This window comes from Aeromonas veronii bv. veronii, assembly GCF_000820225.1.
In the GTDB taxonomy this organism is placed as follows: Bacteria; Pseudomonadota; Gammaproteobacteria; order Enterobacterales; family Aeromonadaceae; genus Aeromonas; species Aeromonas veronii.
Window position 1 is genome coordinate 54,477 of sequence record NZ_CDDK01000028.1, and the last position, 13,062, is coordinate 67,538.

Sequence of the window (13,062 nt, forward strand, 5' to 3'; positions counted from 1 at the left end):
ACCTCACAAGGATGCCAGTCCGCTCACTAAACCCGATATTTTGCCACCGCCTTGTTGAGCAGCTGGGCCTGCTCGTTGAGGCCCTCGCTGGATCTCGCATTTTCCTCCGCCATGATGCTCGACTCCTGGGCGATGTCACGGATGTTGTTGACGTTGCGGTTCACCTCGTTGGCCACCAGACTCTGCTGTTCGATGGCTGCCGCAATCTGGGTGCTCATATCCATGATGTTGGTAACATCCTGAGTGATCTGCCCCAGCAACTCCCCTGCAGTACTGGCCTGATCCGAGCTGCGGTTGCCCTGCTCGCGGCAGGTTGCCATCACCTCGACGATGCTGCCGGTCTGTTTCTGCAGCGAGCTGATGATGCCGGCAATCTCCTGGGTCGATTTCTGGGTACGGATGGCCAGATTACGCACCTCATCGGCCACCACCGCAAAGCCGCGCCCCTGATCCCCTGCCCTGGCTGCTTCTATAGCCGCGTTGAGGGCCAGCAGGTTGGTCTGCTCGGCAATGCCACGGATCACGTCAAGCACGGAGCCGATGGTCTCGCTCTCTTTTTGCAGCTGGCTCACCTCGCGAGATGAGCTCTCCAGATTGCCCGCCAGCGAGCGGATCTGCTCGACAGTATTCTCGACCGCAGCCCGCCCCTCCATCGCCTTGTTGTTGGTCGCCTGCGCATTGTTGGCCGCCTGCTCGGTGTTGCGGGCGATCTCTTCGATGGTGGAGCCCATCTCGGTGGACGCGGTCGCCACCATGTCGGTCTCCTGTAGCTGGCGCGCCGCCCCTTCACTGGTGCGTTTGACGTTGGCCGAGAGGTGATCCGCCGCTTCGGTCAGGGTGTGCACGCTCTGCTTCACATCGCCAATCAGGTTGCGAAACCCGCCCAGCATCACGTCGAGATTGCCTGCCAGCTGGGCCATTTCATCGGCCCCGCGCAGCTCTATCTTCAGGCGCAGGTCATTATCCTGACGAATGCGGTTGACGGTATCATTCACCTGAGTAATGGGACGGTCGATGCTGCGCCCCAGCAGCACGCTCATGATGCCGATCAGCACCACAATCACCCCGCCACAGACCAGCATCAGGCTGTTGAGGCGAGCGCTCTGCCGCTCCAGCTCAGCGACAATGTGCTGATCGACGGCGGCAAACCCCTGTTCGGTCTGATGCACCAGATCCCGCATCTGGTTGCGCAGCCCCTCATCCTCTTTCAGCCCCAGTACCTGCATCCCCTGCACCAGCGCCACAAAGTCCTGCCGGTACTGCTTGCTGGCCTGCTCCAACTTGCCGCGATCCGCCTCCGGCAAAGTGGCAAGACTATCCTGAAAACTCTTGTGCAAGGTCTCAAAACGCTCCAGATACTGGATATCGGAGCGCAGCATGAAGTCTTTCTCCGCCCGCCTCAGCTGCAACATGGTGATGAGCAACCCCTGCTGATCCAGCTGCTTGAGCCCATTCTCCACCTCATGCACCGCCGCCCGCAGCTTGCCATAGAGCCCCTCCTCCGGCCCCAGACCAATCTTCTGCTGCTGGGCCACCAGATCGTTGAAGGCTTTGCCATAGCCGCTGATCTGCTGATCCAGTCTGGTCAGCTCCCCCTCGACGGCCGCCAGATTGTCATCGGTCACCAGCTCCCGGTTGTGCAGGTGAAAGTCAGACAGCCCCTGATTGAAGCGCTCGACGAAGGTCATATCCTTACGGATCAGAAAATCCTTCTCGGCCCGGCGCAGGTTGAGCATGGCGATCTCCAGCTGGTCGATATTGCGCTGGGCTTCGGTCAGGTGACGGTGCACCTGGCTGGAGTAGATAAACAGGCCGCTCAGTACCAGCATGGCAACGGCAACCAGCACGGTATTCAGGATCAACTTATGACGGATAAGCACGATAGACCTCTCGCAAACTGGCAGTGAACTGCATTGAGCTTATGCAGAAAAGCGGCGACAGGTGATCTGTGCAAGGAATATTCATTGAAATGCCACACCCACTCCTTATACTGGTTGCACCTGTTTCCAGCCGTGGATTTGACACTATGGAATACAATACTTCTGAACTGTGCGACATCTATCAGGACATGGTGGATGTGCTTGAACCCATGCTCTGCTCCTTCGGCGGCCGCGCCTCTTTCGGCGGCGTCATCACCACCGTCAAATGCTTCGAATCGAATGGCCTGATCCGTGAACTCGTCAAAGAGAACGGACTGGGACGCGTCTTGCTGATCGATGGCGGTGGCTCCATGCGCCGAGCTCTGATCGACAGCGACATCGCCACCACGGCGGCAGAGAACGATTGGGAAGGGATTGTCTGCTACGGCTGCGTCCGCGAAGTCGATATTCTGGAAGATCTGGACATCGGCATTCAGGCACTGGCAGCCATTCCGGTCGGTGCCGACAGCAAGGATGTAGGGGAGACCGATCTGCCGGTCAACTTCGGTGGCGTGACCTTCCTGCCTGACGACCATCTCTACGCCGATACCACAGGGGTGATCCTCTCCCCCGAGGCACTCGATATCGAGTAAGCCACAAACAGCGTGACGACGGGAGCCTTGGCTCCCGTTTTTTATGCCTGCAACTTGCTGAAAAATGACAAAAAAAGAGGGCCAGATAAACTGGCCCTTAACTGGAAGCAATGTGAGCAATGTCGTGCCTTCACAAGAAGTCCATCACGTTGGAACGAATGAAGTCTTTCCCGGAAAACAAGTTAACAATAATCATTCTCATTTAACTAGGCAAGCGCTATTTGCAGAAAGTGCAAAAAAATTGACCACCGCGAAGGGTGGTCAATCTCGTCAGGCTTGCCGGGTGGCCGTTTGCAGGCTGGATAATCCGGCCTCGCCCACCAGCTTGCGGCTGAGGTAGCGCAACAAGACACCGTAGAGTGGCACGAATAAACCAAGGCTTATCAGCAACTTGAATACGTAATCGACGGTTGCGATCTCGACCCAGTGCTCTGCCATGAAAGGATCTGTGGTGCGCCAGAAGGCCACACTGAAGAAAGCGATGGTATCGACCAGATTACCGAACAGGGTGGAGGCCGCTGGCGCAATCCACCACTGCTTGAGCAGACGCAGGCGGTTGAACACCACCACATCCATGAACTGCCCTACCAGATAGGCCATAAAGCTGGCCAGCGCGATACGCGCCACGAACAGATTGAATTCGGCCAGATGACCAACGCCCTGGAAGCTCCCTTCGAAGAAGAGCACGGAGAGCGCATAGGAGACTGCCAGCGCAGGCAGCATCACGGTCTGGATAATCTTGCGTGCCAGACCGGCACCGAAGATCCGCACCGTCAGGTCGGTCGCCAGGAAGATAAATGGGAAGCTGAACGCCCCCCAGGTGGTATGGAAGCCAAACACGGTGATCGGCAGCTGCACCAGATAGTTGCTGCTGGCAATGATCAGGATGTGGAACAACGACAGGCGAACGAGCGCCGTTTGGTACTGCGCAGGGGTCAGATTCATCTTGTGACCTTTTTGGTTAATGGGGTTAGGGAACCCATATCGCCACCATTGGCGATAATCGAGGGGCAAGATTATACGCCCCCAAACCGATAGTTCAATCTTTATGCGATTACGCTTGTCCAGGTTGGCCAGCGGCAGAGCAGGCCTTGTGGGCGATAGTCACGCCTTGTGCTGTCTGGCGAGCCAGAGCAGCGCCTCCCGATCCGCCGGGCGCACCGCCTCCAGCCAGCAGCCGCTGTAGTGTTCGTACTCCAGCCGAAACTGGCTCCCTTCAAACACCAGCAACCAGCTATGGCGGTCGGCCCCCGCATCCTGCTCGAGCGGCTGCAGCTCCCACTCTCGCAGCAAGGCCTGCGCCAACAGCGGGAACGTGTCCCAGTCGAGTGCCGGACAATCCAGCGTCACCACGCCAGCTTCGCTATCTACCTGTTTGATTTGCCAACTCATTCCCTGTCTCTCAGCTACTGCAGGAGAGCTCACCACCGCAATACCATGCCGGAGTCGGGGTGGCGAGATCCTCATATTCGGGTTGTTCATCATAGGGGCGCTGCAAGGCGGCGAACAGCCGCCCGAACGGCTGCATATCCCCTGCGTCGGCGGCCTCTATCACCTGCTGGGCCAGCGCATTACGCAGCACATACTTGGGATTGATGGCATCCATCTGCGCCTTGCGCACGACATCCTCGCTGCCTTCGCGCATTAGCCGCGCCCGATAGCGCTCCAGCCACGCCTGCCAACCCAGTGGTTCAGGCAACAGGACCAGCAGAGATGCAGGCCACGCCCCCTCTTGCGTCACCTCACCGAGACGGCGAAGGAACAGGTGGTAATCCACCTTGTGGGCCGCCAGCAACCGGAACAACTCACGGAACAACGCCGGGTCATCCTCCTCCCACACCGCCAGTCCGAGTTTGGCCCGCATCAGTTCGGAGTAGTGCAGCATCAGCTGCTGCTCGTACTGGGCCAACGCTGCAGCCAGCGCATCACCGTCTACATGGCCAGCCAGCGCCTGCGCCAGTTTTTGCAGATTCCAGTAACCGACCGCAGGCTGCTGATCCAGCGCGTAGCGGCCCGCCGGATCCGAGTGGTTGCAGACAAAGTCCGGCACGTAGGCATCGATAAAGCCGTAGGGGCCGTAATCCAGCGTCAGGCCGAGCAGCGACATGTTGTCGGTATTCATCACCCCGTGACAGAAGCCCGCCGCCTGCCATTTGGCAATCAACCGAGCGGTGCGGCGCACCACTTCGGCAAACAGTTCGGCGCCACTCTCCAGCTCGGGGAAGTGGTAGCGCAGCAGATAGTCGATGAGTGGCGGGATCTTCTCCCCCTGCCCGCTCCAGGCGAAATACTCGATATGGCCGAAGCGCAGATGGCTGGGGGTGGTGCGCAGCACGGTCGCCCCGGTCTCAACCCGCTCGCGATAAACGGGCTCCTGACTCCCCACCAATACCAGCGCCCGCGTGGTCGGGATGCCGAGGGCATGGAGCGCCTCGGAGGCGAGATATTCGCGAATGCTCGAGCGCAGCACGGCGCGGCCGTCACCAAAACGGGAGAACGGAGTTTTACCCGCCCCCTTCAGGTGGAGATCCCAGCGCTGGCCATCCGGCGCCAGCTGCTCACCCAGCAGCAGCGCGCGACCATCTCCAAGCCGGGGGCTATAACCCCCGAACTGATGGCCGGCATAGACCTGCGCTACCGGCTGCATACCGGGCAGCACCTTTCCCTCGCCACAACAGGCGATCCAGTCAGCCTCGCTGACGCCTCCCAGCCCCAACTCATCCAGCAAAGCCCGGTTGAGATGAAGCAACCGGGGCTGCTGCAACGGCTGGGGGGCCACGGGTTCACAGGCCCAGGGCAACTCGGTCGCAAAAGTGTTGATCAACTTCATGGTTGTGCCATTCGTCCCTGCGTATGCTCGTGTCACTCTTTATACTGCCGTCAGCCATGCTTGCGCTAACTGGCGACCATCATTTTTCAATTCAAGGAGAAGAAGATGCAAAAATGGGTATATGCCCTACCATTGCTGGCACTGGCGTGGGGTCATCAGGCCAAGGCTGCAGATATCGAGGCAGGCAAGGCCAAGGCGGCGGTCTGTGCCGCCTGTCACGGGGTGGAAGGCAAGGCGATGATCCCCAACTATCCCCATCTGGCGGGTCAGAATGCCGCCTATCTGGTGAAACAGTTGAAAGCTTTCAAGGATGGCACTCGCAAAGAGCCCTTGATGGACCCCTTCATGGCGCCGCTGACCGATGCGGATATCGACAATCTGGCGGCCTTCTACGCCAGCCTGAAATAACCTCGCGTCTGACCCCAGGTTCTTCCGAGCCGCGCTTACCGTGGTCGATTAGGCTGCCTAATCGACCCTAGCGACGGCAGTAGTCGATGATCAGATCCATAAAGGCTTCGCCAAAGCGCTCCAGCTTGCGGTGCCCGACACCGTTGATAGCCAGCATCTCGTCTTCGGTCATCGGCATCAGCTGAGCCATCTCCACCAGGGTCGCATCGTTGAACACCACGTAGGGCGGCACCTCTTCATCCTCGGCAATCTGCTTGCGCAGGCCGCGCAACTCCTTGAACAACCGCTTGTCATAGTTGGCATTGTCGAGCAGGCCGTTGCGCTTCTCCTTGCGGCTGGAGATGGGCTGCAGGCGGGGTACCGCCAGTTCCAGCTTCACATCGCCACGCAGTACCGGACGGGCCGCTTCGGTCAACTGCAGCACCAGATTGCGAGTGATGTTCTGGGTCAGCAGCCCCTTGTGGATCAGCTGGCGGATCACGCTCATCCAGTATTCGTGGCTCTGATCCTTGCCGATGCCGTAGGTCGACAGCTTGTCGTGGCCGTGATCCTTGATGCGCTGGTTCAGCGACCCGCGCAGCACTTCCACTACATAACCCACCCCGAAATTCTGCCCCACCCGCCAGACGCAGGAGAGCGCCTTCTGGGCATCTTCAGTGCCGTCATAGCTCTTGGGCGGATCGAGGCAGATATCGCAGTTGCCGCACGGCTTGTCGTTGTACTCGCCAAAGTAGTTGAGCAGCACCTGACGGCGGCAGGTCTGCGCCTCGGCGAAGGCGGCCATCACGTTGAGCTTGTACTGCTCAACCTGCAACTGCTGGGGATTCTCGATGTTGTCGAGCAGACGGCGCACCCGGCCGATATCGGCAGGATCGTAGAGCAGCAGCGCCTCGGCGGGGGTGCCATCGCGCCCAGCGCGGCCGGTCTCCTGATAGTAGGATTCGATGTTCTTCGGGATGTCGTAGTGCACCACGAAGCGCACATTGGGTTTGTCGATGCCCATACCGAACGCCACCGTCGCCACCACTATCTCGATGTCGTCCTTGAGGAAGGCATCCTGGGTCTGCTGGCGCTGCTCGAGCGGCAGCCCCGCATGATAGGGCGCGGCCTTGCAGCCGTGGCGGGATAGCCGCTCGGCCACCTCCTCCACCCGGTTGCGGCTGGAGCAGTAGACGATGCCGCAGTTGCCCTTCTGGCTCTGCACGTAGCGCAGCAGCTGCTCGGCCGCCTTGAACTTCTCCACCAGGCTGTAGCGGATATTGGGACGATCGAAGCTGGCGGTGTGAATAAAGGGATCGTTGAGTTCCAACCGGTGCAGCATGTCGCTGCGGGTCGCCTCGTCGGCGGTGGCGGTCAGCGCCACCACAGGCACCTGCGGGAACCACTGTTTGAGCCGCCCCAGCGCCGCATACTCAGGCCGGAAATCGTGGCCCCACTGGGAGACACAGTGCGCCTCGTCGATGGCGAACAGCCCGAGCGGCAGCTCGGCCAGCCGGTCCATAAACTCGTGCTGCAACAGTCGCTCGGGGGAGACATAGACCAGCTTGATCTCGCCGCGACGCATGGCGGCGAAGTTCTGAATCATCTCCTCCCGACTGAGGGCCGAGTTGATGTAGACCGCCGCTACGCCGTTGGCGCGCAGGCTGTCGACCTGATCCTTCATCAGCGAAATTAGGGGAGAGACCACCACACCGAGCCCGGGCCGCAGCAGTGCCGGGATCTGGTAGCAGAGCGACTTGCCGCCACCGGTGGGCTTGAGGACTAGCGCATCGCGCCCCGCGACGATCTGCTCGATGATCTCGAGCTGACCCGGCCGAAACTGCTGATAGCCGAAGACCGCCTGCAGCAGGGCAAGCGGACTCTCTGGCTGAGGATCTGGCAGGGTTTCGGCAATCGCGGTCATGGGCTCTCCTTTGGGGTCGCCATTCTAAAGCAGCCGCCGCCCACAATAAACCTGCCATTGCGACTGTTAAGGAACTGTTGCAGACTGGCTGGAGTTTTTACTCGGCTTTGATGACAAGGATTGGGATCAGAGAATGAAACAGATGCTCAAGAAGATGGCGCTCAGTGGCATTGCCAACCTGTTTGCCGAGAAGATGCCGTTCAACAAGCTGATCGGCATGCAGGTGACCCACTACGACTTCGACAAGGTGGAACTGCGCATCAAGATGGACGAGAAGCTAATCGGCAACCCCTTCCACAACATCCTGCACGGCGGTGTCACCGCCACGCTGCTGGATGTGGCGGGCGGCATGATCGTCGCCGCCTCCTGCATCGACGAGCTGGAGGAGTTCTCCCCCAGCTATCTCAAGGAGCGCTTCGCTCGCCTCGGCACCATAGATCTGCGGGTGGATTACCTGCGCCCGGGACGCGGCAACGAGTTTATCGCCACCGCCCACATAATCCGGGCTGGCAGCAAGGTGGCCGTCGCCCGGATGGAGCTGCACAACGAAGAGGGCACCCACATCGCCTTCGGCACTGGTACCTATCTGGTGGGTTGAACCAAGTTAGTGCATAAAAACCACGCGGCTAATCTACTTTTAATCATTAGATTCCTTACCCCCTCTGGCCGAACAAGGTCCATACTGATAGTCGGGATTGTGTGCAGAGGGAGGATTGCAGGCGATGAGTGCGAAGCTGGCCATCAAACCATCCAGAGCCTTGTTGACACAGCTCGAGTCCATGCTCGACGAGGTGCAGACACCCGAGTGTCGCCACTGGTTGGAACAGGAGCTTGAGGGGTATTCTCTCTCCTCACCCCTGCCTTGGTATCGCATCGTCCCCTGTCGGCAACGCGGTCACTTTCTGGACCTGAAGACGGGAAAATATTTGACCTGTCACATCAACAGTCAAACGCTAAGCCAACGCGATCTGGCCCAAATTCAGTTCATTTATGCCCGTGAACCCGCCGCCCACTATTTGCTGCAACGCAATTCCGGTATTGAACCCTGGCCAGAACAGCTGCTGGAAGATTATCAGGAGCAGTTGATCCCCGGCCATTTATGCCTGCAAGCTTGGCATGAGCCCGTGATTTCATTACGTGCACAACTGATGGAGGGAATAGAACATTTCATTAGTGAGTACCCCAAGCACGCGGCCTTGCTGCCTCAACACAGTTTCAAGGCTTTGCGGCATCAGCACTGGCATATCTGAGTAAGCGCCTGGCGCGCAAGGAGGGCACCATAGACAAGACCCATAGCGAGATTGCCACAATCTAGAGTGCCGGAGTCAGGATCAGACTCCACCGATGGGCCACCGAGCGGTGGCCCTTTTAATGTCTGTGGGCTTGCTTCGACCCTGCATACATCAAGTCAGATCACTTGGCCAGGTAACAGGTCAGCAGCTAATGAAAAACCTAGTAACTGGAAGGAAAATGCAAAAAGGCCGCTCTATTGAGCGGCCTTTTCAAATTTGGTCGGTGTGAGAGGATTCGAACCTCCGACCCCTTCGTCCCGAACGAAGTGCGCTACCAAGCTGCGCTACACACCGATGTCTGCGGGACGGGAATTTACCGAAAGCCCCGACCTGACACAAGCCTTTTTTGCATTTTGCAGGAAAAAAAGTGCTGCTCGCTCAACTATTCAGCACTCTTTTCATCCGTTTACCGAGCAGCAGCCAGCTGGTGACATTCCGGCAACCGGCCGTCAGGCCAGGCGCAGGGATGCTGGTCCCAGCAGACGGCGCTGCCAGTCAGCCACAGTGCCATGCTCCAGCCAGTCGGCTGCATGCTGGCGCCAGTTGGGGGAAAGGGCCGGATTCTCCAGCAACATCAGCAGATCCGCTTCATTGCGCACCTGATTGAACAGGATATCCGCCGTGCGCTTCACCGTCAGTTCGGGATAGGGTCTGTCTACCGGCTCCATGGCCGACTCCGGCGACACAATCCCCTCCTCCAGCACCCGCAGCAGCCAGCCACAACGGCCATTCAGTTGCATCACCTGCGACATCTGGCCATAGCCAAAGCGCTGGTTGAGCTTGAAACAGGGGGATCTCGGCTGGCTGATCTGGATCAGCGCCTCGCCGAGTCGATAGACATCGCCAATGCAGGCTTGCACCTCGGTCAGCCCGATACCGGAGAGGTTCTCGCCAAAGGCGGCAGGTTGCCAGGATGTACGTGGCGCTGGCAAGCCCAGCGCGGTTTGCCAGGTCTGCCACCAGAGATAGTGATCGGCAGGATAGTAGTGGAGCGCCCGATCCGGGCCACCGTGGTGGTGCAGGTCACACTGCTCATCCCCTTCCAGACCGGCAAAGGTACAGCGAACTGGTGCAGAGATCGGTTGCTTGTGAATGGCACTGGTGAGGCCCGGCACCAGCTCGGTGCCACGACCGCTAAAAAGGGAGATCCGCATACTCATCCTCCAGGTTGACGAGAGTAGGCGGATCTTATCATGCCGTCAGACCACGGCCTGCATCTGGGTGGTCATGGCGATCTCGGCACGACGGCGCTTCTCCGCCCTGGCCATCAGATACCAGCTGCCGAAGGTAAAGAGCGATACCGACAGCAGGATCAGGCTGGCCACCGCGTTGATCTCGGGTTTCACCCCGAGCCGCACCGCCGAGAAGACCTCCATCGGCAAGGTGGTCGAGCCCGGGCCGGAGACGAAGCTCGCCAGCACCAGATCATCCAGCGACAGGGCGAACGACATCATGCCGCCTGCCGCCAGCGAGGGGGCGATCATCGGGATAGTGATCAGGAAGAACACCTTCCACGGCTTGGCGCCAAGATCCATCGCCGCCTCCTCGATGGAGAGATCCAGCTCCCGCAACCGCGCCGACACCACGATCGCCACGTAGGCGGTACAGAAGGTGGTGTGGGCGATCCAGATGGTCAGCATGCCCCGCTCGGCGGGCCAGCCCACCAGCTGGGCCATGGCCACGAACAGCAGCAACAGCGACAGACCGGTGATCACCTCGGGCATCACCAGCGGCGCCGTCACCATGCCGCCGAACAGGGTGCGACCACGGAAGTGGGGAATACGGGTCAGCACGAAGGCCGCCACCGTCCCCAGCGCCACCGCGGCGATCGCGGTGTAAAAAGCGATCTCCAGCGAGCGGAACACAGATCCGATCAGCTGCTTGTTGTCGAGCAGGCCGAAATACCACTTGAGCGACCAGCCACCCCACACCGTCACCAGCTTGGAGGCGTTGAAGGAGTAGATCACCATGATGATCATGGGCAGGTAGATAAACAGCAGCCCCAGCCAGAGCATCAGTTTGGCAAAACCGAAACGCTTCATCATGCCTTGCCCTCCAGCTCTTTGGCCTGGTTACGGTTGAAGAGGATGATCGGAATGATCAGCACCGCCAGCATCACTACCGCCAGCGCAGAGGCAACCGGCCAGTCGCGGTTGTTGAAGAACTCCTGCCACAGCACCTTGCCGATCATCAGGGTCTCCGGGCCGCCCAGCATTTCCGGAATAACGAACTCCCCCACCACCGGAATGAACACCAGCATGCAGCCGGCGATAATGCCGTTCTTGGAGAGCGGTACCGTGATCTGCCAGAACCGGGTCAGGTTGCGGGCCCCCAGATCGGAAGCAGCCTCCAGCAGGCTCTGATCGTGTTTGACCAGATTGGCGTAGAGCGGCAGCACCATGAAGGGCAAGTAGGAGTAAACGATGCCGATATAGACCGCCAGGTTGGTGTTGAGGATCTGCAGCGGCTCGTCGATCACCCCGATCCCCAGCAAAACGCTGTTGAGCAGTCCGTTGTTGCTGAGGATCCCCATCCACGCATAGACCCGAATCAAAATCGCGGTCCAGGTCGGCATCATGATCAGCAGCAGCAGAACGGTCTGGGTCTCCTTGTTAGCCCGAGCGATGGAGTAGGCCATCGGATAGCCAATCAGCAGGCAGAGCAAAGTGCTGACGAAGGCCATCTTGAGGGAGCCCAGATAGGCCGCGATATAGAGCTCATCCTCCTGCAGCAGCAGGTAGTTGCCCATGTTGAGCAGGATGGTGAGCTGATTGTCGGCCCAGCTCACCACGTCGGTGTAGGGCGGGATCGCCACATCCGCTTCCGCAAAACTGATCTTCACCACGATGACGAAGGGCAGCAGGAAGAAGAGGAACAGCCAGAAGAAGGGGATGCCAATCACCAGTCGGCGCCCCCCGACCCGCTTCAGTCGTTGCAAGAACTTCATGATTGCAGCACCACGCCGCTGTCATCTTCCCAGTAGAGGAACACCTGGTCATCCCAGGTTGGCCGCTTGCCGTGGCGTTCGGCATTGGCGATGAAAGCCTGAACGATTTTGCCCGAGGGCAGCTGGATGTGATAAACCGAGTGACCGCCCAGATAAGCGATGTCATAGACCTCACCCTTGGTCCAGTTGAAGTCCGGGTGCTCGATCTCCTCCGGCTTTTGCAGACTCATCAGCAGTTTTTCCGGCCGCAGGGCGTAGGTCACCTTCTTGTTTTCGGCGCGGGAGCTGATGCCGTGGCCCACATAGATGGGTTGCTCCAGATCGGCGCAGGCGATGGTGGCGTGGTCCTGCTCATCCTCCACCAGCAGGCCGTCAAACAGGTTGACGTTGCCGATGAACTCGCACACCAGCCGACTGGCCGGAGTCTCGTAGATATCCATCGGGCTGCCGATCTGCTCGATGCAGCCGAGGTGCATGATGGCGATCCGCTCCGCCATAGTCATGGCCTCTTCCTGATCGTGGGTCACCATGACGCAGGTAACCCCGACCCGCTCGATGATCTCAACCAGCTCCAGCTGCATCTTGGAACGCAGCTTCTTGTCGAGCGCCCCCATGGGTTCATCCAGCAGCAACAGTTTGGGACGCTTGGCCAGGGAACGAGCCAACGCCACCCGCTGGCGCTGGCCACCGGAGAGCTGATGCGGTTTGCGACGGGCATACTGGGTCATCTGCACCAGCTTGAGCATCTCCTCCACCCGGGCATCGATCTCGGCCTTGGGCAGGCCATCCTGCTTGAGGCCAAAGGCGATGTTCTGGGCCACCGTCATATGGGGGAACAGGGCGTAGGACTGGAACATCATGTTGATGGGGCGTTCATAGGGGGGCATGTCGGTGATGTCGACCCCGTCGAGGAACAGCCGCCCCTCGGTCGGGCGCTCGAAACCGGCCAGCATCCGCAGCAGGGTCGATTTGCCGGAACCGGACCCGCCGAGCAGGGCGAAAATCTCCCCCTTGTGAATATTGAGAGATACGTTATCGACCGCCAGCGTTTCGTCGAACTGCTTGCTTACCCGATCAATTTTCACCAGCACTTCTTTGCGCTGCTGACTGCCCTCGAGGGCTTTCTTGTAGGCACTGGAGGCTATCGCCATTACCAAACTCCCCAACGTG

General features: G+C 59.4%; 13 protein-coding genes and 1 tRNA gene. 4 read left to right on the forward strand and 10 right to left on the reverse strand.

Features of this window, described 5'->3' with window-relative positions; translation table 11 throughout:
- Positions 1-26: 26 nt before the first annotated feature.
- Positions 27-1,880: a methyl-accepting chemotaxis protein gene (locus tag BN1139_RS11760; RefSeq protein WP_005355449.1), complete on the reverse strand. Its 1,854-nt coding sequence runs from the start codon at positions 1,878-1,880 to the stop codon at positions 27-29.
- 146 nt (positions 1,881-2,026) lie between these two features.
- On the opposite strand from BN1139_RS11760, the gene rraA reads away from it, so the two are divergent.
- Complete coding sequence (gene rraA / locus BN1139_RS11765; protein ID WP_005340678.1) at positions 2,027-2,512, forward strand: ribonuclease E activity regulator RraA; 486 nt, start codon at positions 2,027-2,029, stop codon at positions 2,510-2,512.
- A 270-nt stretch (positions 2,513-2,782) separates the two neighbouring features.
- On the opposite strand, the gene BN1139_RS11770 is transcribed toward rraA, so the two are convergent.
- From BN1139_RS11770 to BN1139_RS11780, 3 genes are all read right to left on the reverse strand, one after another.
- The gene (locus BN1139_RS11770) at positions 2,783-3,457 is read right to left on the reverse strand and encodes a 7-cyano-7-deazaguanine/7-aminomethyl-7-deazaguanine transporter (RefSeq protein WP_005340680.1); all 675 of its coding nucleotides are present in this window, start codon (positions 3,455-3,457) and stop codon (positions 2,783-2,785) included.
- 159 nt (positions 3,458-3,616) lie between these two features.
- The gene (locus BN1139_RS11775) at positions 3,617-3,904 is read right to left on the reverse strand and encodes a DUF3630 family protein (protein WP_005355452.1); all 288 of its coding nucleotides are present in this window, start codon (positions 3,902-3,904) and stop codon (positions 3,617-3,619) included.
- Between the two features lie 10 nt (positions 3,905-3,914).
- The gene (locus BN1139_RS11780) at positions 3,915-5,342 is read right to left on the reverse strand and encodes a protein adenylyltransferase SelO (RefSeq protein ID WP_005355454.1); all 1,428 of its coding nucleotides are present in this window, start codon (positions 5,340-5,342) and stop codon (positions 3,915-3,917) included.
- 105 nt (positions 5,343-5,447) lie between these two features.
- On the opposite strand from BN1139_RS11780, the gene BN1139_RS11785 reads away from it, so the two are divergent.
- Complete coding sequence (locus BN1139_RS11785; RefSeq protein ID WP_005340687.1) at positions 5,448-5,750, forward strand: c-type cytochrome; 303 nt, start codon at positions 5,448-5,450, stop codon at positions 5,748-5,750.
- A 67-nt stretch (positions 5,751-5,817) separates the two neighbouring features.
- Here BN1139_RS11785 and recQ read toward each other — a convergent pair whose 3' ends face one another.
- The gene (gene recQ, locus BN1139_RS11790; protein WP_005355462.1) at positions 5,818-7,653 is read right to left on the reverse strand and encodes an ATP-dependent DNA helicase RecQ; all 1,836 of its coding nucleotides are present in this window, start codon (positions 7,651-7,653) and stop codon (positions 5,818-5,820) included.
- A 133-nt stretch (positions 7,654-7,786) separates the two neighbouring features.
- Between recQ and BN1139_RS11795 the strand changes: the two genes are divergently transcribed.
- Both BN1139_RS11795 and BN1139_RS11800 read left to right on the forward strand, forming a co-directional pair.
- Positions 7,787-8,251 (forward strand): thioesterase family protein, encoded by a 465-nt coding sequence (locus BN1139_RS11795; RefSeq protein ID WP_005355465.1) that lies wholly within the window; start codon positions 7,787-7,789, stop codon positions 8,249-8,251.
- Positions 8,252-8,375: 124 nt separating this feature from the next.
- On the forward strand, positions 8,376-8,903 hold the full coding sequence (locus tag BN1139_RS11800; protein WP_005355467.1) for an AbiTii domain-containing protein: 528 nt from the start codon (positions 8,376-8,378) through the stop codon (positions 8,901-8,903).
- 259 nt (positions 8,904-9,162) lie between these two features.
- Here the strand turns inward: BN1139_RS11800 and BN1139_RS11805 are convergent.
- From BN1139_RS11805 to potA, 5 genes are all read right to left on the reverse strand, one after another.
- Positions 9,163-9,239 (reverse strand) — tRNA-Pro (locus tag BN1139_RS11805).
- 155 nt (positions 9,240-9,394) lie between these two features.
- Positions 9,395-10,099, reverse strand: a complete 705-nt coding sequence (locus tag BN1139_RS11810) for an MOSC domain-containing protein (protein ID WP_005355469.1) — start codon at positions 10,097-10,099, stop codon at positions 9,395-9,397.
- Between the two features lie 45 nt (positions 10,100-10,144).
- Complete coding sequence (locus BN1139_RS11815) at positions 10,145-10,990, reverse strand: ABC transporter permease subunit (RefSeq protein ID WP_005355472.1); 846 nt, start codon at positions 10,988-10,990, stop codon at positions 10,145-10,147.
- Positions 10,987-11,892: an ABC transporter permease subunit gene (locus BN1139_RS11820; RefSeq protein WP_005340703.1), complete on the reverse strand. Its 906-nt coding sequence runs from the start codon at positions 11,890-11,892 to the stop codon at positions 10,987-10,989. The genes BN1139_RS11815 and BN1139_RS11820 overlap by 4 nt, the downstream gene beginning before the upstream one ends.
- Positions 11,889-13,043 (reverse strand): polyamine ABC transporter ATP-binding protein, encoded by a 1,155-nt coding sequence (potA, locus tag BN1139_RS11825; protein WP_005340704.1) that lies wholly within the window; start codon positions 13,041-13,043, stop codon positions 11,889-11,891. The genes BN1139_RS11820 and potA overlap by 4 nt, the downstream gene beginning before the upstream one ends.
- Between the last annotated feature and the right edge of the window lie 19 nt (positions 13,044-13,062).

Bases quoted from the DNA above. Each gene is read 5' to 3' on its own strand.
- BN1139_RS11810 (WP_005355469.1), bottom strand. From the start codon at position 10,099: ATGCGGATCTCCCTTTTTAGCGGTCGTGGCACCGAGCTGGTGCCGGGC.
- potA (WP_005340704.1), bottom strand. From the start codon at position 13,043: ATGGCGATAGCCTCCAGTGCCTACAAGAAAGCCCTCGAGGGCAGTCAG.
- recQ (WP_005355462.1), bottom strand. From the start codon at position 7,653: ATGACCGCGATTGCCGAAACCCTGCCAGATCCTCAGCCAGAGAGTCCG.
- BN1139_RS11795 (WP_005355465.1), top strand. From the start codon at position 7,787: ATGAAACAGATGCTCAAGAAGATGGCGCTCAGTGGCATTGCCAACCTG.
- BN1139_RS11820 (WP_005340703.1), bottom strand. From the start codon at position 11,892: ATGAAGTTCTTGCAACGACTGAAGCGGGTCGGGGGGCGCCGACTGGTG.
- BN1139_RS11785 (WP_005340687.1), top strand. From the start codon at position 5,448: ATGCAAAAATGGGTATATGCCCTACCATTGCTGGCACTGGCGTGGGGT.
- rraA (WP_005340678.1), top strand. From the start codon at position 2,027: ATGGAATACAATACTTCTGAACTGTGCGACATCTATCAGGACATGGTG.
- BN1139_RS11815 (WP_005355472.1), bottom strand. From the start codon at position 10,990: ATGATGAAGCGTTTCGGTTTTGCCAAACTGATGCTCTGGCTGGGGCTG.
- BN1139_RS11780 (WP_005355454.1), bottom strand. From the start codon at position 5,342: ATGAAGTTGATCAACACTTTTGCGACCGAGTTGCCCTGGGCCTGTGAA.
- BN1139_RS11775 (WP_005355452.1), bottom strand. From the start codon at position 3,904: ATGAGTTGGCAAATCAAACAGGTAGATAGCGAAGCTGGCGTGGTGACG.
- BN1139_RS11800 (WP_005355467.1), top strand. From the start codon at position 8,376: ATGAGTGCGAAGCTGGCCATCAAACCATCCAGAGCCTTGTTGACACAG.
- BN1139_RS11770 (WP_005340680.1), bottom strand. From the start codon at position 3,457: ATGAATCTGACCCCTGCGCAGTACCAAACGGCGCTCGTTCGCCTGTCG.